Raw genomic sequence first — 25,803 nt, forward strand, 5'->3', positions numbered from 1 at the left:
AATATTGGACAAACATCCGTTCAATAGCACCCTTGAAACCGGTATTCGGGCCTTGGTAGTGCTTGAGGCTTTTTACCCGCGTCATTGCGATTTAATGGAAATGACGTGGTTTGATCATCTGATCGTACATACAGGCGATATTGATGGGCAGGATGTACCGGAAAGTCTCCATCCCGATCTTCCCAATCGTACTGGCGAACTCCTGGTTCGGCGCCAGTTGGTAGAAAGAAGCTTGCGTATGATGCAGCAAATGCACCTTGTTGAAGTGTTTGAGACGGAGGGAGGAATAGAATTTTGCGCCGGCGAGGAGGCTCCAAGTTACGTGGGGCTTCTGCAGACGCCTTATTCTCTTGCGCTCAAGGACCGAGCTAGATGGATGGCGGATCGCTTTACTCAACAGGCGAGCGTTGAAATTCGGCAACTCATTGAAGGCCGGATTGGACGCTGGACTACGGAATTCACGACCGATGACACATCTTCGGGGCGATCACTATGAATGGTATCCGGCTGCGTCATCTTGTCTTCACTGGGCCCGGCATTGAGCCTGCCGAACTTTGGTTTGATGAAGGGCTCACTATTATATTTGGTGCCTCGAATACTGGTAAATCCTTCGCTTCGAAGACCATTCTTTTCATGCTCGGTGTTTCCAAGAGCCTACCCGAAATTGAAGAAATTAGTGCTTATGAATCGGTTTGGTTAGGCCTGACACTACCTGATAATCGTGATGTTACGCTTTGCCGTGCCACACAGGGCGGCCACTTCACGCTCTATGAGGGACTGCACAAGAGGGCCGGTGTCACAGATGGTTTAGTGTTGCGCCAGAAACACGATTCCAAGCGCACTGATACCGTTTCGCACTTATTACTCAACGCGATGGGGATCGCGGGGAAGGCGGTCGTTCGAGACGGTAACTGTAAGAAAGATACGCTATCCATTTACTTATTATCGCCCTACGTTGTAGTGTCTGAGCAGGATATTATTGCCGAGAAGAGTCCTGTCTTTACCTCGGGGGCGCCTTCTCAGCGCACCTTCGAGCAGAACCTGTTCAAGTTTGTGCTTACCGGGGTTGACGACGCCGCTGCCGTGACAGTTACTAAACCCTCAGATCGCAAAGTGGCCAAAGCTGCGAAGATTGAACTAGTGGATGAGCTGATTGCTCAGATCGATGCGGAGCTCGGTGAGAACCCGCCAGATGAAAAGGAAACCGAAGAGCAGCTTGGGCTACTGGAGCAAAGCGCAAGTGACCTTCCCTCTCGATTAAAGGAATCCCAAGCAAAACTTGACGCCCTTTCAGGTGAAAGACGAAGAACCATAGAGCACCGTCGTGAGTTATTAGAAAGGGCGAGAGAGCTTGATTTAACGATTGAACGTTTCTCCAAATTACAGGCTGTCTACAGCTCTGACCTTCAGCGCTTGCAGTCAATTGAGGAGGGAGGATTCGTGCTCGTGGCGATGACCGACATGGATTGTCCAGTCTGTGGTGCTCCGTCTGATGCCCAAAAACATAATCATGCTGCGGAAGAAATTGCGATGGCGCATAAAGCTGCTGCCGCTGAGGCCCGCAAAATCGAGCGTGAACAACGTGAACTGACCCAAACTATAGCTTCTCTTGAGGCTGAAGCTGTAGGGCTGCACCGGACCGTTGATTTAGAGAAAAATGAGATTGATAGACTTGATGGCGAGATTGAGAAGGCGCGCCCATATGAAACTTCGTTGCGAGAAAGTTACGAAGTATATGTGTTGAAGCGATCAGAGATACTACATGTTCTCGACCTTTATAAACGCCGTTCCAATCTATCGACCCGGAGAGCTGGAATTGACTCCGAACCAATCCGACGCAGTAAAGGCGATGCACCATCAGTAGGCCCAGATTCGACTACATTGTTCCGCTTTGGGGAGACAGTGAAGTCCGTACTAACTGAATGGCGCTTTCCCGATGCAGACAAGGTGCAGTTTGACACGGAAGCTATGGATATTACTGTTGCCGGAAAACTCCGTGCCGCCAATGGCAAAGGTGTCAGAGCAATTCTTCATGCTGCTTTTAATGTAGCCATTGTTGTTTTCTGTATTGAAAACGATCTTCCATACCCTGGTTTCCTCGTTCTTGACACTCCGTTGCTCACTTATCGCGAGCCGATGACATCGCGCTATGGTGAGTTGTCGGATGATGAAAAGGTTCTCAAGAAGACAGGTCTTGCTGAAAATTTCTATAAACACATCGCTAGCCTGAAGGACAAGGTGCAGTTCATCGTGATCGAAAACTCTGATCCGCCGACTGCTATCCGAGATATCGCCCGTATTGAGACCTTCAGTGGCCTGGAAGGGAATGGCCGATTTGGTTTGTTGGCGACACGCACCTAATGGGGCTGCAACTGGAAATGGGCCATAAAGTTTTGGAAGGCATCAGACTCTCGTGTGTGATTATCGGGATGTGATGCGGGCATGTGCGTTAGTAGCCTGATGTGTGTGGAAGGAAAGGGGCAATAATGATGAAAGCGCGAGGTTACATGGAGATAATCACACGAAAATGAAAAAAATTAAGGGGAACGCATGCTGAATCGAGGGTCGGAGTGGCGAAGGTGGGAGCCTCATATCCATGCGCCCGGCACCGTCATGAACAACCAGTTCAGCGGACCAAATACTTGGGACGACTACCTAACAGCACTTGAGCGGGCGACCCCGGTCATTGAGGCGATCGCAGTCACCGACTATTACATAACCGATACCTATCAGAAAATCTTGGAATACCGAGATGCAGGTAGGCTTCCTAATGCTACGCTTATTTTTCCCAATGTGGAGTTGAGGCTCGATGTTGCGACTGCGAAGGGAGGCTTCGTCAATCTACACCTTTTTGTGAGCCCCGAAGATCCGCAGCACATTGATGAGCTGCAACGGATACTGTCACGCTTGCAGTTTAATGTGATGCAGGATCGATTTGATTGTACGCGCGCCGATCTGATCAGGCTAGGCAAGAAGGCTGCCCCGAATATCACTGACGATGGGGCTGCACTTGCCTATGGTGCAGGCCAGTTCAAAGTTAACTTCCAGCAGCTGCGTGAAGTGTATGCGGAAAGTAGTTGGGCGAAAAGGAACATATTGATTGGTGTGGCAGGTGGGGCGAGCGATGGAACATCGGGCGTCCGAGAGGCGGCCGACCAGACTATCCGACGCGAGATTGAAGGGTTTGCCCATGTGATATTTGCTAGCAGCGAAGCGCAGCGAGAATTTTGGCTAGGCCGCAAGCCTTCAATGTCTGCCGAGGAAGTTCGCAAAATCTATGGCGGCCTCAAACCATGCCTTCATGGAAGCGATGCCCATAACCTTGAGAGTGTTGCCTCTCCGTTTGGAGATCGCTTCTCCTGGATCAAGGGCGGGCTCGAATTCGACTCGTTGCGCCAAGCATGCATTGATCCTGCCGACCGAGCGCATGTCGGGAGTGAACCTCCAGCGTCCGCAACACCCTCTCAGGTAATTTCTGGGATCGAAGTTCTCGATGCACCATGGCTGAAGACGTCGGTTATACCGCTCAATCCAGGGCTGGTCGCTATTATCGGAGCTCGTGGATCCGGCAAGACCGCACTGGCTGACATGATCGCGGCTGGTTGCGACTCGATCCCGGACGAGACTTGGGGCGCAGACGAGTGGGCAAACCCATCCTTTCTCGTTCGGGCCCGCCCAATTGTTGGAGATGCAAAGGTTAAGGTGAAGTGGGCGGCTGGAGATCCTGAGATACGTGCGCTTGATGGTTCGGACGCCAATGGACCGTTCAGCTATGAACGGGTGCGGTATTTGTCTCAGCAGTTTGTCGAAGAACTATGCTCCTCAAACGGGCTAACAGACGGGTTGCTTCGGGAAATTGAGCGTGTGATTTTCGAGGCGCATCCCGAGGATAGCAGGGACGGCGCGTTGAATTTTACCGAGTTGTTGGAACAGCGTGCATCACGGCATCGCCTCGCTCTCGCCAGGGAGGCTGAAGCGGTCGCCCAGATCTCTGATCGCATAAGTACAGAGCTGGAGAAGGAAAAACTCGTCGCCAGCTACGAAGCAGAGGTGGCGAAGAAAAAGAAGCTGGTCGACGCCTATACGGCCGATCGCGCCAAGCTGGTATCGAAAGGCGGTGAAAAGAGAGCTCAGAGACATACGGAGTTGGCTGAGGCTGCCAACAAAGTTCGAGCAAAACTTCGTCAGTTTACGGGGCAGCGACAGACGTTTCTTGCCATACAAGATGAAGTGAAAGATATGCGCCGCAATCAGGCCCCCGAAGCGCTTCGGCAAGCTCAGGCGCGCCATGAACACAGCGGAATGTCAGCGGATCAATGGGCGGCGTTTCTTATCGACTATACGGGACCGGTCGATAACGACCTCTCAGACTATGTGAAATGGGTCGATGGTGAGATCACCAAAATCAAGGGAACCGCACCGCCACTAGGGGACCCGAACACGGCCTATGTCCCCGAGGATACTGATCTAAGCTCACTCACACAGGCGGTGCTGGAAGCAGAGATGTCGCGGCTGGAGAAGTTGGTCAATGCCGACAAGGATGCACAGCGCCGCTACGCCGCGCTCTCCAAAAACATTGCGGCCGAGACCACGGCGCTACAAACGTTAACTGAAAAGTTGGAGGACGCCAAAGGAGCCAAGGATCGTGCTCTTCAACTGCAGGCAGATCGTGAGGCAGCGTATGGCAGAGCTTTCGATGCACTCGTCGCTGAGCAATCGGTTCTGGAGGGGCTTTATGAGCCGTTGATGGCACAGCTTGCCGCATCTTCGGGAACATTGAAGAAGCTCTCGTTCTCCGTCGCGCGGATTGCAGACGTGGAGCAATGGGCAGAGGCGGCCGAGGAAGGTCTTATCGATTTGAGAAAGGCCGGCGCCTTCCGTGGGAAAGGGACGCTTCAGCAAAAAGCTGATGAGGTGCTGAAAACTGCTTGGGAAACCGGGGATTCTGGCGACGTGATAGCAGCGATGGCAGAGTTTCGACGGCTCTATCAGAATGATTTGCTGGATCATTCCCCCGTAGCGAGGGCGGATCAGGCGGAGTTCCGCATATGGTCGAAACGCTTCGCTCAGTGGTTGTTTAGCACGGACCATATCGAGATCCGGTATGGTATCGACTATGATGGTGTCGATATCCGAAAGCTATCCCCTGGCACACGCGGAATAATCCTCCTGCTTCTTTACCTAGGTTTGGACGACAAAGATGACCGACCGCTTCTCATTGACCAGCCAGAAGAGAACTTGGACCCGAAATCGGTCTTTGATGAATTGGTTGGGCTATTTATTGAAGCCAAATCACACCGACAGGTGATCATGGTCACTCACAACGCGAATCTCGTTATCAATACCGACGCCGACCAAATCATTATCGCAGAGGCAGGTCCACAACCCCATGGGGCGCTGCCTCCCATCACCTACTTGTCAGGTGGCCTTGAGAACGCCGAAATCAGGAAAGAGGTATGCGAAATCTTGGAGGGTGGTGAGGAGGCGTTCCAAGAGCGTGCGAGGCGGCTGCGTGTGAGGTTGGATAGGTGAGCAATTTTCTCTAGATGATCATGGCTCTGGAGTCGTTTGCTCGTAGTCCATGTGAACCCGTCGCAGCAAAAGATTTGTGTCGCAATGACTCCCAATCTACACAGCTGTATGGGTCTAAAACGGTCAAATACAGACCTAGGTTCTCACCCGTTTAGGCTATATAGTTAATCTAGCTCATCTTGATAGATTGAATCTACACTGGCTTTTTTTAACGACGTTAATTGTCTGACATGTAGCAGCGGACGAAACAATTTGATTCGTCTAGATTTAGTTTGTAGTGCCATCATTCCCAGTTCTGTTACCATATTGTATGGTTGATGATGATGTAATACACATTGCCGCCGGAAAAACCGCTGCATCACCCGCGGAAACAAAGAGTCCGTGATTCTGACGGTAAATGCGACGGTAAAAGCCATAATCAGCTTTTTGTAAATCTTTTACCTTCAATGGGTTATAGCCCTCGTTGATGATTGAGTGGGAATGATTGCACCAGTGTTACTGACGAATACGAAAAAGTCCGGTCATTGACCGGGCTTTTTCGTAGGGCCTGCTATTATTAGAGCAATTATCCGTTTGGGCTAAGGTCATGAAATTTAGACTAATTTCTCTCTGTCTTACTTTCTTCTCTGTCAGTGTTATTGCAGCAGAGTTGGCACCGGCACCGAATTACGGCGCGGTGAAATTGCGTACTACGATCTGGCCTCCATACCAAATGATGCTTCAGGGCGAGCTGTCGGGTGAATCAACCGAGACTTTACGCTGTATCTTCCGTGATATTAACGAATCCTTTTCCGTTCAGGTTATGCCCTGGCAGCGAGCGATTCAGGATATGAAGCACTCTGTCGCGGACGGTATTTTCACTAGCGGGCCTTCGCCAGAGCTTGATGCAGTGGCGACAATGTCTGCGCCTTTTGCACTGGAGAAGTGGTATTGGTATCACGCCAGTGGCCTTGATTTCAGTGATGTGAAAACACTGCGAATTGGTGCGGTCAGATCAAGCAATCAGGCGACCTGGTTGGATTCAGAGGGGATTCCTGTCACAGAGCTGGTCAATGAAGGGATGCAGTTAGTACGTCTTGTTCAAGCCGGGCGGATAGATACCTTTATTGCGGACTCGCGCTATTTTGAAGAGTTAGTATCAGAGGCTTCTGACTTTAACAGTTATCTGGATAGAACCTTTGTCCGATACATGCCTTTGGGGGTGTACTTTGCGGATCAGTTCCTCGAACAGCATCCCGAGTTTATCGGACGGTTTAATCAGCAGATATCTGATTGCGCTGGTGAGACCGTCGCGCTGAATGATTTTGAGAGGGAAAACCTCCTTTCCGTTGTAGCGAAAAGAATCAGGGCCATCATCGATGATGATAGGCTTCTTGCAGCTTTAGATATCTCTAATCAGATGCAAAGGACACTGGCTCCTGATGTTATTGATGCGCTTGATGTGCAATGGCGGCACGAGGTTTCTGCAACAGAACAGCCATTGATCAGTGAAATCATCAGTAGACCAGCGTCAGCTTATCTGAGGTCGGTGAAAGAGCTCAGTAATGGGTTAATTACCGAAGCCATTCTAGTGGGAAGTGCAGGTCTTAATGCCGCTCAGAGTGATATAACCACCGATTACTATCAAGCCGATGAGGCTGCATGGAAAGCGTTAATCAGCAACCCGTCCTCCGAATATCATATTGATGGTATCCGCTATGATGAGTCATCGCGCAAGTTTCAGGTAAAGGTGAGCTGGACAATTGAAGACAGCCGGGGAGTGAGAAAGGGTATCTTGATCCTAGGGATTGATGTGGAAGAAGCGCTTCGGAATGGCCAGTGACAGAACAGACAATCCTCCCGTAAATGCCCCTTTGAAAGCCGCTGAATGCGGCTTTTGTCGTTTATACGTAAATGTCAGCATGTTACTTCTTGTTACATCTTGTGAATCAGACAGTTGTTCATTAATATCGCCATATGACACTAATTGGCCAACTCGTGGCCCTTTCGGAGTGTTTTTGTGGCTCTTATGCCGGATATACCTCTTAAGGCCTATTGCTGGCGGGTATCACAGCCGATAGAATCCCGCAAAACCATCTGAATGGATTGTGAGCCAGTTCTCATTCTGACGAACTGGTTCGGTATGGAGCGATCGTATGAAACTTTCTAAGGGCCTGGCTCTCGTAGCCTCATGGGCAGCTATATCTGTATCCAGCACCACTCTCGCAGCTCCAGGAGGTGTGACTGATCCTGGTTTTTGGATTAAAGCGGATGATGCTGGAAGTAATTTCTCAGAGAACTGGGACGACCACTCACCCAATAATAATGCGATCGGTGTGGTTGCTCCTTCTTCCAACCCCTGGAGGCTTTCTGCAGCTGATGCTTCCCATAACTTTCATGAATATACGACGGGCTATTCGAGTAACCGTTTTTTTTATGAAAACGATTCTTTTCTCAGCAGATTCAGCCAAAGGTTAGACACAGAGCTTACTGCCGTTGCTGTTACCCGTATGACGTCTTATTCGGAAAGCGACGCTCGTATTATTGGTATTGATAACGAAGCGAGCGGCACGGCCTATGCCGCAGAGCCGTCTCTTAGTATTGCAGGATCAACCGCAAACAGTTTGGGCGTAACAGGCACGGCTGAGTTTTACAAATATTATAACTTCCCCTCTGAAACCCGGAACTCTACTGCAGTCGTACCGCTCGCGCAGATGGCTATTACACATTTCAGAGTGGGCGGTTCAAACCTTGATCAGTTAAATGTGGGTGTTAACGGCAACGAAACTTTCTATACTCTGAATGATAGTTTGTCGACCTATGCAAACAATATTTTTATCGGCTATGGGCGATGGGGGCAGAATGCTTCCGGCACAAGTGGGGTGGGCCGCTCCGGAGCATTCCCTGGCGATATTAACGAAGTCATTCTGTTTCCCAAGAATTTGTCGACCAATGAACTCCGTCGTGTCAACACCTATCTGGCCGTCAAGTATGGCGTTACTATTCCCGGAAATTATTTATCTGCCTCTGGTACTACGATCTGGAATTCGGGTTTAGCTAGTTCACACGGGAATAACATTTTTGGGCTGGGGCGTCAGGACGAGAGCGGGCTCCATCAGCGGATTGCCCGATCAACTTCCAGCCCACTTTTGACCATAGCGTTACAGAATGATTTCACTAGCGCTAACAAATCGTCCTCTAGATCGGTCGACGTTGCCGCAACCGGACAATACCTGCTGCTGGGTGACAATAACGAAAGCTACGCCCTTCAATATTCGGGTATTACCGCTCCCTATTCCGCCAAGCTTGGGCGTCAATGGTTTGTTCAGAAAACAGGATTCAGCCAGACCATTTCAATGAAGTTTTCTGTCCCCTCGGGCTTGCCTAGCAGTGCCAAACTCTATCTCATTCGGAAAAATGGGAGTTCCGACCTAAGTTCTGGGACGACTGAGGTAGGTGAAATTGACAGGTCAACAGGAACCATAACAGGCGTAACACTGAATTCAGGTGACTATTTTACCGTCGCTGTGACCATCGACTCTGATAATGATGGAGTTCTTGATCCATACGACGCATTTCCGAATGATCCGAATGAGTCAGTTGATACCGATGGTGATGGCATAGGCAACAACGCCGATACTGACGATGATAATGATGGTGTTTCAGACCTCGAGGATGCGTTCCCTCTTGATCCAAATGAAACAGTCGATACCGACGGTGATGGCGTAGGTAATAACGCAGACACCGACGATGATAACGATGGTTTGAGTGATGAAAATGAGGGCCTGTTGGGTACTGACCCTCTTGATGCCGATTCTGATAACGATGGGATCAACGATCTGACCGAAGTGGGCAGTGTCGCGTCACCAACCGACATCGATAATGACGGGATTATTGATGCGCTTGAATCTAATACGACTGATTCAGACAGTGACGGTGTGATGGATCATCAGGATGCGGCGAACAATGATCCTGGCAATGACTCTGATAACGATGGTGTCAGCAATATTCAGGAAACTCAGCTGGGTACCGACCCTCTTGATCCTAACAGCACGCCAACAGATACCGACGGCGATGGGATCGCAGATGCTTTCGATACCGACGATGATAACGACGGTGTATCCGATACTGACGAAGCGACCAACGGCACGGATCCGCTGAATGCTGATACCGACGGCGACGGTAAAAACGACGGCGCTGAAGGCACCACGGATACTGACGGTGATGGTGTCATCGATGCGCTCGAATCTGCCAATAATGACACGGATAATGACGGTGTATCTGATGAGCTGGATGCGGCGAATAATGATCCGACCAATGACTCTGATAACGATGGAATCAACAACGAGACCGAAGTTGCGGCGGGTACCGATCCGCTCGATCCGAACAGTGTAGGAACGGATACAGACGGTGATGGTACGCCAGATAACATCGATACCGACGACGATAACGACGGTGTACCGGATGCTGACGAAGCGACCAACGGCACGGATCCGCTGAATGCTGATACCGACGGCGACGGCAAAGGTGATGCTGCGGAAGGCACTACCGATACCGATGGTGACGGTATCATTGATGCGCTCGAATCTGCCAATAACGATGCGGATAACGACGGTGTATCTGATGAGTTGGATGCGGCGAATAATGATCCGACTAACGATTCAGACAACGACGGCATCAACAACGAGACCGAAGTTGCAGCCGGGACTGATCCGCTTGATCCAAACGATGCGGGTACCGACACCGACGGTGACGGTACGCCAGATAACATCGATACCGATGATGACAACGACGGTGTGAATGATACCGACGAATCAGCGCTGGGAACTGATCCTCTGAACGCTGACACCGATGGCGATGGCAAAGGTGATCAGGCTGAAATTGGCAATATTTACAGCGCTACCGACACCGATGGTGACGGCATTATCGATGCTCTGGAGTCTTCCATCGAAGATGCGGATAACGATGGTGTGTCTGACGAGCTCGATGCGGCTAATAATGATCCGACTAACGACTCCGACAACGACGGCATCAACAACGAGACTGAAGTTGCGGCAGGCACCGATCCTCTGAATCCGAACGACGCGGGTACCGATACCGACGGTGATGGCACGCCAGATAACATCGATACCGACGATGATAACGACGGTGTATCGGATGCGGATGAAACGACGAACGGTACAGATCCGCTGAGTGCTGATACCGACGGCGACGGCAAAAACGACGGCGCTGAGGGTACAGCCGATACCGACGGTGATGGCATCATCGATGCGCTTGAATCAGCGAACAACGATGCGGACAACGACGGTGTATCTGATGAGTTGGATGCGGCGAATAATGATCCGACTAATGACTCGGATAACGACGGCATCAATAACGAGACTGAAGTTGCAGCGGGCACCGATCCTCTGAATCCGAACGATGCCGGTACGGATACCGACGGTGACGGCACACCAGACAACATCGATACCGACGATGATAACGATGGTGTATCGGATGCAGACGAAGCGACGAACGGCACTGATCCGCTGAATACTGATACCGACGGCGACGGTAAAAACGACGGCGTTGAAGGCACTACCGATACTGACGGTGACGGCATTATCGATGCTCTGGAGTCTTCCATCGAAGATGCGGATAACGATGGTGTGTCTGACGAGTTGGATGCGGCGAATAATGATCCGACCAACGATTCAGACAACGACGGTGTCAACAACGAAACCGAAGTTGCAGCCGGAACAGACCCGCTTGATCCGAACGATGCCGGTACGGATACCGACGGTGATGGCACCCCAGATAACATCGATAACGACGATGATAACGACGGTGTATCCGATACTGACGAAGCGACCAACGGCACGGATCCGCTGAATGCTGATACCGACGGTGACGGTAAAAACGACGGCGCTGAAGGCACCACGGATACCGATGGCGACGGCATCATTGATGCGCTGGAATCTGCTAGTAACGATGCGGATAACGACGGTGTGTCAGACGAACAGGATGCGGCGAATAACGATCCGACCAACGACTCTGACAACGACGGTATTAATAACGAGACTGAAGTTGCAGCTGGGACTGATCCGCTTGATCCGAACGATGCGGGTACTGACACCGACGGTGACGGCACGCCAGACAACATCGATACCGACGATGATAACGACGGTGTATCCGATGCAGACGAAGCGACCAACGGCACAGATCCGCTGAATGCTGATACCGACGGCGACGGTAAAAACGACGGCGTTGAAGGCACTACCGATACTGACGGTGACGGCATCATCGATGCGCTCGAATCAGCGAACAACGATGCAGATAACGACGGTGTATCTGACGAGTTGGATGCGGCGAATAATGATCCGACCAACGATTCAGACAACGACGGTGTCAACAACGAAACCGAAGTTGCAGCCGGAACAGACCCGCTTGATCCGAACGATGCGGGTACCGACACCGACGGTGATGGCACCCCAGATAACATCGATAACGACGATGATAACGACGGTGTATCCGATACTGACGAAGCGACCAATGGCACGGATCCGCTGAATGCTGATACCGACGGCGACGGTAAAAACGACGGCGCTGAAGGCACCACGGATACTGACGGTGATGGCATCATTGATGCGCTCGAATCTGCCAATAACGATGCGGATAACGACGGTGTATCTGATGAGCTGGATGCGGCGAATAATGATCCGACCAACGACTCTGACAACGACGGTATTAATAACGAGACTGAAGTCGCAGCCGGGACTGATCCGCTTGATCCAAACGATGCGGGTACCGACACCGACGGTGACGGCACGCCAGACAACATCGATACCGACGACGATAACGACGGTGTATCGGATGCGGATGAAGCGACCAACGGTACTGATCCATTAAATGGTGATACCGATGGCGACGGTAAAGGTGATGCTGCTGAAGGCACCACAGATACCGACGGTGACGGCATCATTGATGCGCTGGAATCTGCTAATAACGACGCAGATAACGACGGTGTTTCTGATGAGCAGGATGCGGCGAATAACGATCCGACCAATGATTCGGATAACGACGGCATCAATAACGAAACCGAAGTTGCGGCAGGCACTGATCCGCTTGATCCTAACGATGCGGGTACCGACACCGATGGTGATGGAACGCCGAACAGTCTGGACCAGGACGATGATAATGACGGTGTGAATGATACCGACGAATCAGCGCTGGGAACTGATCCTCTGGACGCAGACACCGATGGTGACGGCAAAGGTGACCAGGCTGAAATTGGCAATATTTACAGCGCTACCGACACTGATGGTGACGGCATTATCGATGCACTGGAATCATCTATTGAAGATGCAGATAACGATGGTGTGTCTGACGAGCTGGATGCGGCGAATAACGACCCGACGAACGACTCCGACAACGACGGCATCAACAATGAGACCGAAGTTGCGGCGGGTACCGATCCTCTGAATCCTAATGATGCAGGTACGGATACCGACGGTGACGGCACGCCAGACAACATCGATACCGACGATGATAACGACGGTGTATCGGATGCGGATGAAGCGACGAACGGTACTGATCCATTGAATGGTGACACCGATGGCGACGGCAAAAACGACGGCGCTGAGGGTACAGCCGATACCGACGGTGATGGCATCATCGATGCGCTGGAATCAGCAAACAACGATGCGGATAACGACGGCGTATCGGATGAGCTGGACGACGCGAATAATGATCCGACTAATGACTCGGATAACGACGGTATCAACAACGAGACTGAAGTTGCGGCGGGTACTGATCCTCTGAATCCGAATGATGCAGGTACTGACACCGATGGTGACGGCACGCCAGACAACATCGATACCGACGATGATAACGACGGTGTATCGGATGCGGATGAAGCGACGAACGGTACTGATCCATTGAATGGTGACACCGATGGCGACGGCAAAAACGACGGCGCTGAAGGTACTACGGATACTGACGGTGACGGCATCATTGATGCTCTCGAATCTGCTAACAACGACGCGGATAACGACGGCGTGTCGGATGAACTGGATGCGGCGAATAATGATCCGACCAATGACTCGGATAACGACGGTATCAATAATGAGACTGAAGTTGCGGCGGGTACGGATCCTCTGAATCCGAACGATGCAGGTACTGACACCGACGGTGACGGCACACCGGACAACATCGATACCGACGATGATAACGACGGTGTATCCGATGCAGACGAAGCGACCAACGGCACAGATCCGCTGAATGCTGATTCAGACGGTGACGGCAAAGGCGATGCTGCGGAAGGTATTACCGACACTGACGGTGACGGCATCATTGATGCGCTCGAGTCTGCGAACAACGACGCGGATAACGACGGCGTATCGGATGAACTGGATGCGGCGAATAATGATCCGACCAATGACTCGGATAACGACGGCATCAACAACGAGACCGAAGTTGCAGCAGGCACTGATCCGCTCGATCCGAACAGCGTTGGAACGGATACCGACGGTGACGGTACGCCAGACAACATTGATACCGACGATGACAACGACGGTGTATCGGATGCGGATGAAGCGACCAACGGTACTGATCCATTGAATGGTGATACCGATGGCGACGGCAAGGGTGATGCTGCTGAAGGCACTACCGATACTGACGGTGATGGCATCATTGATGCGCTCGAATCTGCCAATAACGATGCAGACAACGACGGTGTATCTGATGAGCTGGATGCGGCGAATAACGATCCGACCAACGACTCAGACAACGACGGTATTAATAACGAGACCGAAGTTGCAGCCGGAACAGATCCGCTTGATCCGAACGATGTTGGAAATGACAACGACGGAGATGGGGTGCCTGACAACATCGACAACGACGATGACAACGACGGCGTGAACGATGATGAAGATGCTTTCCCGAACGATCCGAATGAAGATACGGATACGGATGGCGACGACATAGGTAATAACGCCGACACCGACGACGATAACGATGGTTACAGCGACCAGGATGAAATCGATAGCGGTAGTGACCCTCTGGATGAGAACGATACTCCAGCGGATAACGACGGCGACGGTATCTCTGATGTTAACGACGACGACGATGATAACGACGGTGTCAACGACGAAGACGATGCCTTCCCTAACGATCCGAATGAAGATACGGATACCGACGGTGATGGCATAGGTAACAACGCTGATACTGATGATGATGGTGATGGTTACTCTGACGACGATGAGACTCAGAATGGTACTGATCCACTGGATCCGAACGATGTCCCTGCGGACAACGACGGTGATGGCATCTCTGATGTTAACGATGACGACGATGATAACGACGGCATTTCTGACGAAGATGAAGAGAACCTCGGTACCGATCCGAAGAACCCTGATTCAGATGGTGATGGCGTTGATGATGGCACTGAAATTGGTGATACCAATAATCCTTCTGACGAAGATGGTGACGGTACTCCGGATGCTCTTGATAGCACCAATGACAGTGACAGCGATGGTCTTTCAAACTATCTCGAAACACTGATTGGTTCAGATCCTGAATCTCGTGACAGTGATGGCGACAGCTATCGCGATCATGAAGAGATTGCTGTTGTTCTGACTGGCGAGGATGTTGATGAAGACGGTATTGATGATGCGCTGGATGCAAGCGTCATCGGAGCACCCGACAAAAATGGTGACGGTGTAGCTGACTTCGCAATTGTTGATGTGGATGGTGATGGCATACCTAACCTGCTCGATACCGACAGCGACAATGATGGTATTGATGACATCAATGAAACGCTGGCCGACGCGGATGGTGATGGTATTCCTGATCTGGTAGACCCTGTGACTGCTGTGGGTGGTGGTGATAGTGACGGTGACTTCATTCCGGATGCGATCGAGTGCTGCTACGACACAGATCGTGATGGTCAGCCTGACTACATGCAGACAGACACCGACAGCGACTTTATTGATGACGTAATTGAAGCGGGCATCAGTGGTAATGACACTGACCTGGATGGCTACGATGACACCTATGACGCCGACATAGACGGTGACGGTAATGTCGATAATGGTCCTGACGGCAACCTGGACGGCATCAATGACTTCTGGCAGCCGATTGACTCGGATGGCGATGGCCTGGCGGATTATCGCGATACGGATAGCGACAACGATGGTATCCCTGATGAGGAAGAGTCTGGTTATGGCGCCTTCCCGGATCGTGATACCGACGGTGATGGCATCCCTGATCGTGTCGATGGTGACAACGGTGATGCTGGTACTTCTGGCGGTGACAGTGATGGTGACGGCATCAGTGATGAAGAAGAATGTTCCGCGGGTTACCCGAACTGTGAAGACAGTGATGGTGACGGAACGCCGGATTATCTTGATGACACTGATGACAGCATTGATCAGGCGCCGGGTAACACTGACACTGATAACGATGGCTTGACCGATGAAGAAGAAGACGAGCTTGGTACTGACCCTAACAATGCAGACTCGGATAACGATGGTGTGTCTGATGGCGACGAAGTGGCTGCGGGTTCCGACCCACTGAACCCAGACTCTGATGGAGATGGCATTGAAGACGGTGAGGAAAATACAGACAGCAACAACAATGGCGTGGTTGATAGCAATGAAGGCTACCTGCGAACGTCAACAGGGTCGGGTTCTATGAGCCTTCTCTGGATGGCTGCTGCTCTTCTTCTGGTTCGCCGCCGGCACCTGGCGCTGCTACTTGCAGCGGCGTCTTTACCAGCGGTAGCGGTAGAAGTTGATAAAGAGCGTCTTTATGTACTCGGTGCACTGGAGTACTCACGCTTTGCGCCTATCACGGAAGGTGGCGGTATCAGAATTACTGACCGTCATGACTGGGGTGCTGGACTGGGTGTGGGATACGACGTGCTGGATGAGCTGGCGATTGAGTTCTCTTATGCCACTAAAGGTGAGCTGGAAGCCGCGACTGGCGGTAACGATGTCGGTGTTGAATACAATGCTGCAGTGCTGTCGGCAAAGTGGTTCCCTGCGATCTGGAGAGAGAATCACCGCTATGCTGGAGACTGGCCAGAGAAGTTCAATTGGTACCTTACCGGTGGCATGTCGCACCTGAATACTTCAGGTGATGCTCTGTCTGAGAGTGAGAACTCAATGAACATCATGTATGGCGCCGGTGTTACCTATGGCCTGACGCCTAAGCTTCAGTTACGTGGATCATTGGATCGCATCTCCGGCGATGTCCTGACTTACGGTCTGAGTCTGATCTGGTATCCGTTTGCTTCCGAAAGTCGTTCCTGGAAGCGTGAGTCTCAGGTGATCGAAGAGGCCGCACTGCCGGTTTATGCGCCGGTCGATGTTGCTGTTCCGTCTGCTAAGCCGGTCGTAGTGATCGAACCTACCGCAGCAGGCCCGGAGGAGGTGTGTCAGGTTGAGCGCTCACGAGCGGATGTTCTGTTTGCCTATGATTCTTCACGACTGACTTCCGAGTTTGATGAAAGTCTGGATATGGCGGCAGAAGACTTCTTCTCCTGTCCGGATCTCGAAATCACACTGATTGGTTATACCGACAGTCGCGGCTCGAAGCGCTACAACGAAGCGCTGGCTCTGAAGCGCGCAGAATCTGTGGCGCAGTACCTGATGGAGCGAGGTATTCCTTCTAATCGTATCGTGAAAATCTCGCGAGGCATCGATGCCTCAAGAGGTCTGAGCGAAAACGAGAAACGTCGTGTGGAACTCTATTTTGGTGACCACTCTGAATGATCGATAGGGAGTGCGATCTCGCCTTCGCGGCGTGTGAACACCCGTAAATCATATGTAAGCCCTCAGGTTGCACATTGTAATCTGGGGGCTGTCTTTTTAAGATACATCCTTACCGCCACTGCTGTCGGCATTTAACAATAATAACGGTCAGCTGATAGATCCCCACACGTGGACGGGACGGAGATAATTGTATGAAGGCGTTTCAATGGTCGGCGGTCTCTTTGCTGTCGGTACTCTGTACTTTTTCTGTTTCAGTTCAGGCCGCGCCGGGTGGTGTATCCTTCAATGACGCGGGCCTCTGGCTGAAATCAGATGATGCCGGCGATATCGCCGTTGCCTGGAAGGATAACTCTGGTGCGTCTAATAATGTCGAAGTGCGTGTAACCGGGTCTGCTGCACCTTGGGCTCTTAGCGCGCCAGATGCTTCCCACAACTTCCATCCCTACACCACGGGTTACCAGAACAACCGCCTGTTTCACGATACCGATGCCTCATTTGTGGAAGAGGGGGACAACTCTACACCACTCACCATGATTGCTGTCACCCGTCTGAATAGCCTCCCGGATACAGACAGTGTCGCTCGTATTATGGGGCTCGCCAACAGCAGTCTGCCGGAAGCAGCTGAGCCTGGTTTATCGGTAGCTGGGGATGGTTCAGACTATGCTGGCCGTTTACAGCTCAGTTTTGAGTCGGAGTTTTCAGCCTGGCCAGATTATCTATACAGTTCTCCAGTTCCACTAGCAGAAAGCGTGATCAACTTTGCCGTTGTTGGTGGCTCGAATCATACCAATGTCACTCTCGGTTATAACGATACCCAGGCATTCAGCGTCGCTGATGAGCCAGTTGTAACCCGGGGAGATACTATATCCATTGGTTACGGCACACGATTCGCCGAGCGCGCGCAACCGTTCAATGGGGATATCATGGAAGTGATCTGGTATGCCGACGAGCTAAGCGAAAATCAACTGCAGCGAGTGCATAGCTACCTGGCCGTAAAACACGGTATCGAACTGTCAGGTGACTACCTCGCTTCGGACAACACCGTTGTCTGGCAATCGACGATCAACTCATTCTATAACAACGGTGTATTTGGTCTTGGACGGGATGATACGAGTGGCCTGAACCAGCTTATTTCCAGGTCGGTTACATCTCCTGAATTAACCGTTTCTACGACGACTGATTTTGTTTCCGGTAATAATACTGCTCGTCCAGCTCTTGGCGCTGACCGCTCTTTCGCCTTGATGGGGCATAACGGTGGTGCAGTTTCTTTTTCAAGCACGAACATTTCCGGATCATATTCTTATCGGTCAGAGCGGGCGTGGTTGTATCAGGCAAGCGGTCTTATCGCTCCACTTGCTATGAAATTCGATCTGCCTGCTCTGGCACCGGGATCAAAGGTGTATCTGGTTGGTCGTAGTGCTGATGACGATTTTTCTGAGAGTGTCGCAATTCTTGGTGAAGTGAACTCATCCACTGGTGAAATTGCAGGTATTGAATTAACCGACGGTGATTATTTCACCCTGGCTATCACACTCGACTCCGATGAAGATGGCGTTATCGATCCTGAAGACGCATTCCCGAATGACCCTACGGAAACAGAAGATACCGACGGCGATGGTATCGGTGATAACGCAGACACCGATGACGACGGTGATGGTTATACCGACGATGATGAAACAATTGCAGGTTCTGATCCAAAGGACGACAGCAGTGTGCCGGCGGACAATGATAACGATGGTATATCGGATGTCACTGATACCGACGATGATAACGACGGACTGAGCGACACGGATGAGGTGCTCGTGGGGACCGACCCGGAGAACCCTGACTCAGATAGCGATGGGGTTCTTGATGGCGCCGAAGTTGGTGGCGATGCGAACAGCCCGAAGGACGAGAACGGTGATGGTGTTGCCGATGTCTTTACACCGACTAATGATTCGGATCAGGACGGCTTATCGAACTATGTAGAAACCTTGATAGGCTCTGATCCGACACGCCGTGACTCTGATGGTGATGACTTCCGCGATGACGAGGAGCTGGCGGTCACTCTGGCCGGTAGCGACGCTGACAACGACGGTATTGATGACGCTATGGATGCGGACTCCACCGGTGCACCGGACCGCGATAGTGATGGCATCGCAGATTTTGCACTTCGCGATACCGATGGCAACGGGACCCCAGACTTGCTGGATACCGACAGTGACGCTGATGGCATCGATGACCTGACCGAAACCTTGAATGATACTGATGATGATGGAATCGCCGATGTTCGTGACTCCGATAATTCAGTGGGGGGAGGGGACAGTGATTCTGATGCTTTGCCTGATGTTTTTGAGTGCTGCGGTGACGCGGATCAGGACGGTGTACCCAACTATATGCAGTCAGACAGTGATTCTGATTCAATTCCTGATGGTTATGAGGCAGGTATTGTTAGCCCGGCAGATGATGATGGCGATGGGTATGACAACCGCTACGACGCCGATATAAATGGAGATGGCGTTGTGGACAACGGTCCGGATGCTGACAGTAATGGCTTGCGCGACAACTGGTTGCCTCTTGATACGGATGGCGATGGTCAACCCGATTACGCGGACACCGACAGTGACAATGACGGTGTCAGTGATGAGGACGAAACCCTGTTCGGCAGCGCGCTCACTGATGACGCGGACGGTGATGGGATTCCATCGCAAGTTGATGCGTCGCAAGGGGAGAATGGCGGAGACAGCGATAAGGACGGTCTGAGCGATTCAGAGGAGTGCCCTGAGGGTTATCCTTACTGTCGCGACACAGACAGCAACGGCACTCCGGATTATATGTCGGTAGACAGTGACGGCGATGGTATTCCCGATGCTGAAGACCCGGACACGTCTCCTGGTGGTGGCGACTCCGACGGCGATGGTATTGGCGACGCAGAAGAATGTCCGGTAGCGGGTGAATGTCCTGACTCCGACGGCGACGGCATTCCGGATTATCTGGACGATGACACCCAGTATCAGGCTCCAGACGGGGATGAAAATGAAGGCGAAGAAGGTGTTGATCAGGCCCCTGAAGCCCCAGAAGCTCTGTCAGATCATATGACTTCCTCGACTGGTGTAGGCGCGTTCTCTGTGCTTTGGGGGATGTTTGCTCTTCTGTTAATCCGTCGGCGTTCAATCGCGCTGGCTCTTACTTTAAGCACCATGCTGGCCGTGCCTGCGACAGCGACCGAGTGGTCGAAAGAGCGTCTGTACATGACGGGCAGTGCAGAATATTCTCGTTTCAGCCCGGAGACAGAGGACAGCGTATACACAGTCTCAGACCGACATGACTGGGGTGTGAGTCTCGGTGCAGGCTATGACTTGTTTGATCAGTGGGCGATGGAGTTCGACTTCAGTCAGAAGGGTGAGCTTCAGGCCCTAAGAGACAATACGGTAGAGAATGCTGAATACAGTTTTGCGGCAGCCTCTGTCGCCTGGTATCCATCCATCTGGTATTCGAACCGGCGCTATGATGATACCTGGCCTCACAAACTGAATTGGTTCATTTCCAGCGGCGTTAGCCGTATGTTTGTTTCTGGAAGTGCTAACAATGAGCTGGAGAACCCGGTCAACGTGTCGCTTGGTGGCGGTGTGACCTACGGTCTTTCTTCCGGTGTTGAATTGAAAGCAACCGCAGAGAGACTGTCGGGTGATGTATTCAGTTGGGGGCTGGGGCTCAGTTGGTATCCATATGCGCCCGCAAGTCGGGGGCAGGCCGGACGTAGCTATGACCCGGACGAGGACGGCGCACCTTTGTATCAGCCGTATCAGGTGGCCACTCAGCGGGTTGCCAGAACTCATGTCGCGGATTGCGGGCTGCAGCTTAAGAATGCTCAGGTCGAGTTCTCAGAGAGTTCGTACCTGTTGCAGCGAGAATACTTTCCTCGCCTTGATGAAATCAGCGACGATTTCTTCAAGTGTCCCGGTGTAACCTTAGTGGTGGTTGGTACCGGAGAACAGGCCGGCCTGGATCAGGACTCACGCCGTGATGATCTGGCATATCAGCGAGCCCGTGCTGTCTATCAATATCTGGTAAGACGAGGGGTGCCGTCTAACCGGGTTGTAATATCAACGCGTCCGGTTGACGACGACGCGGCATCTGAGCACCGCGCCGAGGTATTTTTCGCCCGCTGATGCGAGCGAAAAGTCAGCTCTGATATCAGCTTACTTTATTCAACAGATAGGTGGTCAGCAGAGGAACAGGGCGACCTGTCGCGCCTTTGCTGGTGCCATCACCGCCCCAAGCTGGTCCGGCAATATCTACGTGAGCCCAGCGGGTACCCTCGGTGAAACGAGACAGGAAGCAAGCCGCTGTTGTCGCTCCCGCCAGTGGGCCTCCGATATTAGCGATGTCAGCAAAGTTGCTGTCGAGCAGTGACTGGTAATCGTCTTCCAGTGGTAAACGCCAGACGCGATCGCCGGAATAAGCACCTGCAGTATTCAGCTCAGTAGCCAGCTCTTCATCGGTGGTAAACAAGCCAGAATTCACTTTCCCGAGAGCCGCCATGCAGGCGCCGGTCAGGGTGGCAACATCCACACAGGTGGCCGGTTTATAATCACGGATGCCCAGCGTCAGAGCATCGCACAGCACCAGTCGGCCTTCGGCGTCAGTGTTCAGAATCTCCACGGTCTGACCGGATAGGGTTGTCACTACGTCGCCCGGCTTGCTGGCGTCGCCCGCAGGCATGTTTTCAGCACTGGTGATGATGGCAACTACGTTAATGGCCGGTTTAAGTTCGGCGAGAGTTTTCATTGTGCCCAGTACAGAAGCTGCACCGCACATGTCGTACTTCATCTCGTCCATTTTAGCGCCAGGTTTCAGGCTGATACCGCCGGTATCAAAAGTGATGCCCTTGCCCACGATCATGTGAGGAGCGTCATCACCTGCGCCTTTGTATTCCATGATGATCAGCTTGCCAGGCTCTGAAGAGCCTTTGGCGACCGAATAAAATGCGCCAGCGCCCATCTCCTCCATTTCTTTTTCATCGTACACCTTACAAGTAAAGCCTGCGCCATCAGACAGCTTCTGTGCTTCGTCTGCCAGATAGGTTGGCGTGCAGATGTTAGGTGGCATATTGCCGAGTTCTTTGGCGTACGATGTGCCGAGGCCCTTGGCGTCGGCGACGGTCAGGGCATCTTTGACGTCATCGCCGATCCAGATCAGGGTATCCAGTTTAGGTGTAGGTTCTTTACCTGGAAGGGTAGCAATGAACTTGTACTGTGCTGCGTGAACCGCCAGTACGATCTGTTCTGCCCACCAGGCTTGCGGCCGGCTGTTCGTCGCTAATGCCGAGACGTCGACCGCAGCAGTTCCTTCTTTGCCTGAGATCGCTTTGCCTATGGTGCTGGCGATTTTGTTGGCGTCAACGGCATTGAGGTTATCTTTGCCACCGCCAATAATCACAGTGCGGCTGGCGCTTGTTCCGGCCACTGAATACAGGGTCAGGGAGCTACCTGCGGCACCAGTAATGTCTTTCGCCTTGATTCGGGCCTGAACCGCACCAGCCGATGCGGTGTCTATCTTTTCGGCAGAGGCAGAAAGCTCACCGTTATCGTTAATCGTGACAACAAGAGTATCTGCAGTCAGTTCTGCAGGGTTACCGGTGAAAATCTGAAAATCCATCGTAGCTCCTTAGAGGGCAGGTTCGCTCATATTCGGTGTAGCGAATTAAAGTGTTCCAACTAAGTGTGCGGCCAGACCGCGAAAATACAAGTGGCTGGGGTAACGGAAGCTAAAAAAAACAGTACAATGCTGCCCTGTGGGTTCTCTCTGATTTACACGACAACTGCCAGATGCCAATCAGACCCAACAGGCAGATAACGAGCAGACATAACAGGTGCGGCACCGTTTGATCTTATTCCGATATTTATCACGAGAATTACTCGGCACAATGGGCGCCGTTACGATCGTGCTTCTCATGATTATGATGAGCGGCAGGCTTATCAATCAGCTGGCGTCCGCGGCTGCCGGTGAAATTCCTCTCGAAGTCGTCTTCTTCACGCTACTTTTGAGAATGCCGTCGTTCCTCGAAATGATCCTTCCAATGGCGCTGTTTATCTCTGTATTGCTGGCTTACGGTCGCATGTATTCAGAGAACGAAATGAGTGTGCTCTCAGCGACCGGATTTTCCGACCGTCGTTTATTACTGTTTACGATGATTCCCGGTGCGGTAGTAATGGTGATCGTGGGATCTTTTTCGTTATATCTCAGCCCACTTGGTGCTGAAAAAATGGAAGATCTGTACGAAAAACAAGCAGAAATGACCGAGTTTGAGTTACTGGCACCCGGCCGCTTTCAGAGTATGAAGAAAGGAACCCGGGTCACCTATACCGAATCACTGTCTGACAATAAGACGGTTATGAACCAGGTGTTCATCGCAGATGGTGATACTTTGATGCTTGCCGAGAAAGGCAGCCAGTATTTTAGTCAGGAAACGGGCTCACGTTTTCTGGAACTGCATAATGGGAAGCGTTTTGACCTGGCTGCTGACAGTGCGGAATTGCAGGTGCTTGAGTTTGAGCGTTACGGCGTGAAGATCGCGGATGAATCCGAGGACCGTCGTAAAGTACGTAAGGACGCGGTAGCCACACTGGATCTTCTGTCTTCGCAAGACCCTAAGTTTCAGGCGCAGTTGCACTGGCGTTTGTCGTTGATTGTGATGGTGCCGGTGCTTGTGTTGATCGCTTTCCCTCTGTCTAAGGTTAATCCAAGGCAGGGACGCTTTGCTCGTATGTTCCCAGCCATCATTCTGTTTATGGTCTACATTTCTTTGCTCATCGCTATGCGTGGCATGCTCGAGAAAGAGCGCGTTCCGGCTATGGCCATCTGGGCACTTCACCTCATTTATCTGGTAATAGGCCTGGCGCTTCTGGTTGGCCCTGAAATTCTCCGACGTCGTCGGGCTGGGAGAGTCCTATGACCCGTCTTGATCGCTACGTTGGTAAGAGCGTTTTGATGGCCACACTGGTCGTTATTCTGGTGATTGTGGGCCTCGATGCAATTTTTACTTTAGTAGATGAGCTGGATCAGCTCAAAGGCGCCTATGGTTTTGTCGAGGCGCTTGAGTTCATGGCTCTGCGGTTACCCCGCCGGGCCTACGAGTACATGCCGATGGCGTGTCTGATTGGTTGTCTCGCCGGTCTCGGCGGACTTGCAGCCAGCAGTGAACTGACGGTGATGAGAGCCGCTGGACTGTCGGTTACCCGTATCATCTGGTCAGTGATTAAGCCAGTTGCGGTATTGATGGTTCTGAGTGTTGCTTTGGCGGAGTATGCGATTCCTACGCTGGAGAGAATGGCTCAGTCTCAGAAGGCAGTGCAACAGGGTAAAGGCGAGCTGCTTTCGAATAAGGGCAAGGGATATTGGCATCGTGAGGGTGACCAGTTTATGCGCTTCCGTGCGGTTGAACCCAATGGTGTTCTGCACGGTATTGCTGTCTTTTACTTCTCGCCAGAAAAAGAACTGACTCGCGTTGTGCGTGCGGAGAGGGCGATCTTTCAGCGTAGCCACTGGCAGATGCAGAATGTCCGTGAGCAGTTGATCAGCGACGATCGGAGTAGCGTGACTTCATACGGTTCTAAACGTTGGGATTCCGGACTGACTCCCGAGAGCCTGAGCGTCGTCATGATCGAGCCACGCGATATGTCGATCTCCAATCTGTACGCTTATGCGCAGTATCTGGACGATCAGGATCTCAATGCAGATAATTATCTGTTGTCGTTCTGGAAGAAGGTGACACAACCTCTGAGTACCTTTGCGCTGGTACTGCTCGGTGCCGCCTTTATTTTCGGGCCGTTACGTCAGGTGACTGCCGGTTCCCGGATCTTCTCAGGGATTCTTGTCGGGCTGGTGTATAAATATCTTGAAGAGATGCTGGCACCGGCCAGTATCGTGCTTGGCTTTGCGCCAATCATGGCCAGTATTATCCCCATTGCTCTGAGTGCGCTGATCGGAGTGTACTTGCTTCGTAAGAGTGGCTGACCAAAGTCAGCTGCCTTTCGGGCGATAAACAATACGTGTCAGCGACGCAATGTCGTGCCAGGTGCGTTCTTTTTTATCGATCAGCATCCAGAAATATCCCAGCCCAACAATGGCTAATGAGAAAAAGCCAGTCGCACTTCGCAGTATGCAGTGGCTGAGCTTGACGGGTGAGTTGTCATTGGTAATCAGATAGATGCTCCAGGCTTTCATGCCAATGGTCTGACCACCACGGCGCCATGAATGCATGTAGTACAGAAAGCAGATGGTATAAAAGACAGAGCCGACCATTGCCGGGCTCAGGCGAACCATCTCTTCCTGACCAGTCATTGCCGATATCGCCGTGACCAGCAGTCCCCCCAGAATAATATAGAGAGCAAGAAGCACCAGCGCATCGTATGCCATGGCTGCAAGGCGACGAACAAGAGATGCGGTAGGGTAGTTTTGTAGCGACATGGGGTAAATAACCTCTGCAATCTGGTAACTGACGCCGGTCAGGACGCATTCGGGTGGGAATGTTAACATAAGCCCGAGACCAAAATTA

Annotated in this window: 10 protein-coding genes; 8 read left to right on the top strand and 2 right to left on the bottom strand. The window is 51.8% G+C overall.

Annotated elements, in window-relative coordinates; genetic code table 11:
* The first annotated feature begins 4 nt into the window (after window positions 1-4).
* The 6 genes from BW941_RS15560 to BW941_RS15585 all read left to right on the top strand — a co-directional run bounded on the left by BW941_RS15560 (window position 5) and on the right by BW941_RS15585 (window position 21,415).
* Window positions 5-496 carry an ABC-three component system middle component 2 gene (locus BW941_RS15560; protein WP_217693614.1) on the top strand — a complete coding sequence of 164 codons (492 nt, stop codon included), beginning with the start codon at window positions 5-7 and terminating at the stop codon, window positions 494-496.
* Entirely contained in the window at window positions 493-2,361 is a 1,869-nt protein-coding gene (locus BW941_RS15565) for a hypothetical protein (RefSeq protein ID WP_076517621.1), read from the top strand. Before BW941_RS15560 ends, BW941_RS15565 begins: the two co-directional genes overlap by 4 nt.
* A gap of 189 nt (window positions 2,362-2,550) precedes the next feature.
* Entirely contained in the window at window positions 2,551-5,532 is a 2,982-nt protein-coding gene (locus BW941_RS15570; RefSeq protein ID WP_076517623.1) for a TrlF family AAA-like ATPase, read from the top strand.
* Window positions 5,533-6,118: 586 nt separating this feature from the next.
* Window positions 6,119-7,354 carry a substrate-binding periplasmic protein gene (locus BW941_RS15575; RefSeq protein WP_076517624.1) on the top strand — a complete coding sequence of 412 codons (1,236 nt, stop codon included), beginning with the start codon at window positions 6,119-6,121 and terminating at the stop codon, window positions 7,352-7,354.
* Window positions 7,355-7,667: 313 nt separating this feature from the next.
* The gene (locus BW941_RS15580; protein ID WP_076517626.1) at window positions 7,668-17,264 is read left to right on the top strand and encodes a DUF8202 domain-containing protein; all 9,597 of its coding nucleotides are present in this window, start codon (window positions 7,668-7,670) and stop codon (window positions 17,262-17,264) included.
* A 191-nt stretch (window positions 17,265-17,455) separates the two neighbouring features.
* On the top strand, window positions 17,456-21,415 hold the full coding sequence (locus tag BW941_RS15585) for a DUF8202 domain-containing protein (protein ID WP_076517628.1): 3,960 nt from the start codon (window positions 17,456-17,458) through the stop codon (window positions 21,413-21,415).
* Window positions 21,416-21,440: 25 nt separating this feature from the next.
* Here the strand turns inward: BW941_RS15585 and BW941_RS15590 are convergent, their stop codons facing one another.
* Complete coding sequence (locus BW941_RS15590) at window positions 21,441-22,904, bottom strand: leucyl aminopeptidase (RefSeq protein ID WP_076517630.1); 1,464 nt, start codon at window positions 22,902-22,904, stop codon at window positions 21,441-21,443.
* 214 nt (window positions 22,905-23,118) lie between these two features.
* On the opposite strand from BW941_RS15590, the gene lptF reads away from it, so the two are divergent.
* Together lptF and lptG are read left to right on the top strand one after the other, a co-directional pair.
* Complete coding sequence (lptF, locus tag BW941_RS15595) at window positions 23,119-24,201, top strand: LPS export ABC transporter permease LptF (RefSeq protein WP_273090074.1); 1,083 nt, start codon at window positions 23,119-23,121, stop codon at window positions 24,199-24,201.
* The gene (lptG, locus tag BW941_RS15600) at window positions 24,198-25,262 is read left to right on the top strand and encodes an LPS export ABC transporter permease LptG (protein WP_076517633.1); all 1,065 of its coding nucleotides are present in this window, start codon (window positions 24,198-24,200) and stop codon (window positions 25,260-25,262) included. Before lptF ends, lptG begins: the two co-directional genes overlap by 4 nt.
* A 6-nt stretch (window positions 25,263-25,268) precedes the next feature.
* Here the strand turns inward: lptG and BW941_RS15605 are convergent, their stop codons facing one another.
* Window positions 25,269-25,784 carry an RDD family protein gene (locus BW941_RS15605; protein ID WP_084189058.1) on the bottom strand — a complete coding sequence of 172 codons (516 nt, stop codon included), beginning with the start codon at window positions 25,782-25,784 and terminating at the stop codon, window positions 25,269-25,271.
* Window positions 25,785-25,803: the final 19 nt, after the last annotated feature.

This window comes from Thalassolituus maritimus, from assembly GCF_900156675.1.
Lineage (GTDB): Bacteria > Pseudomonadota > Gammaproteobacteria > Pseudomonadales > Oceanobacteraceae > Thalassolituus > Thalassolituus maritimus.

Excerpts from the sequence above, each read along its gene's own strand:
- BW941_RS15590 (WP_076517630.1), bottom strand. The coding sequence starts at position 22,904 with ATGGATTTTCAGATTTTCACCGGTAACCCTGCAGAACTGACTGCAGAT.
- lptG (WP_076517633.1), top strand. The coding sequence starts at position 24,198 with ATGACCCGTCTTGATCGCTACGTTGGTAAGAGCGTTTTGATGGCCACA.
- BW941_RS15575 (WP_076517624.1), top strand. The coding sequence starts at position 6,119 with ATGAAATTTAGACTAATTTCTCTCTGTCTTACTTTCTTCTCTGTCAGT.
- BW941_RS15580 (WP_076517626.1), top strand. The coding sequence starts at position 7,668 with ATGAAACTTTCTAAGGGCCTGGCTCTCGTAGCCTCATGGGCAGCTATA.
- BW941_RS15570 (WP_076517623.1), top strand. The coding sequence starts at position 2,551 with ATGCTGAATCGAGGGTCGGAGTGGCGAAGGTGGGAGCCTCATATCCAT.
- BW941_RS15585 (WP_076517628.1), top strand. The coding sequence starts at position 17,456 with ATGAAGGCGTTTCAATGGTCGGCGGTCTCTTTGCTGTCGGTACTCTGT.
- BW941_RS15605 (WP_084189058.1), bottom strand. The coding sequence starts at position 25,784 with ATGTTAACATTCCCACCCGAATGCGTCCTGACCGGCGTCAGTTACCAG.
- BW941_RS15565 (WP_076517621.1), top strand. The coding sequence starts at position 493 with ATGAATGGTATCCGGCTGCGTCATCTTGTCTTCACTGGGCCCGGCATT.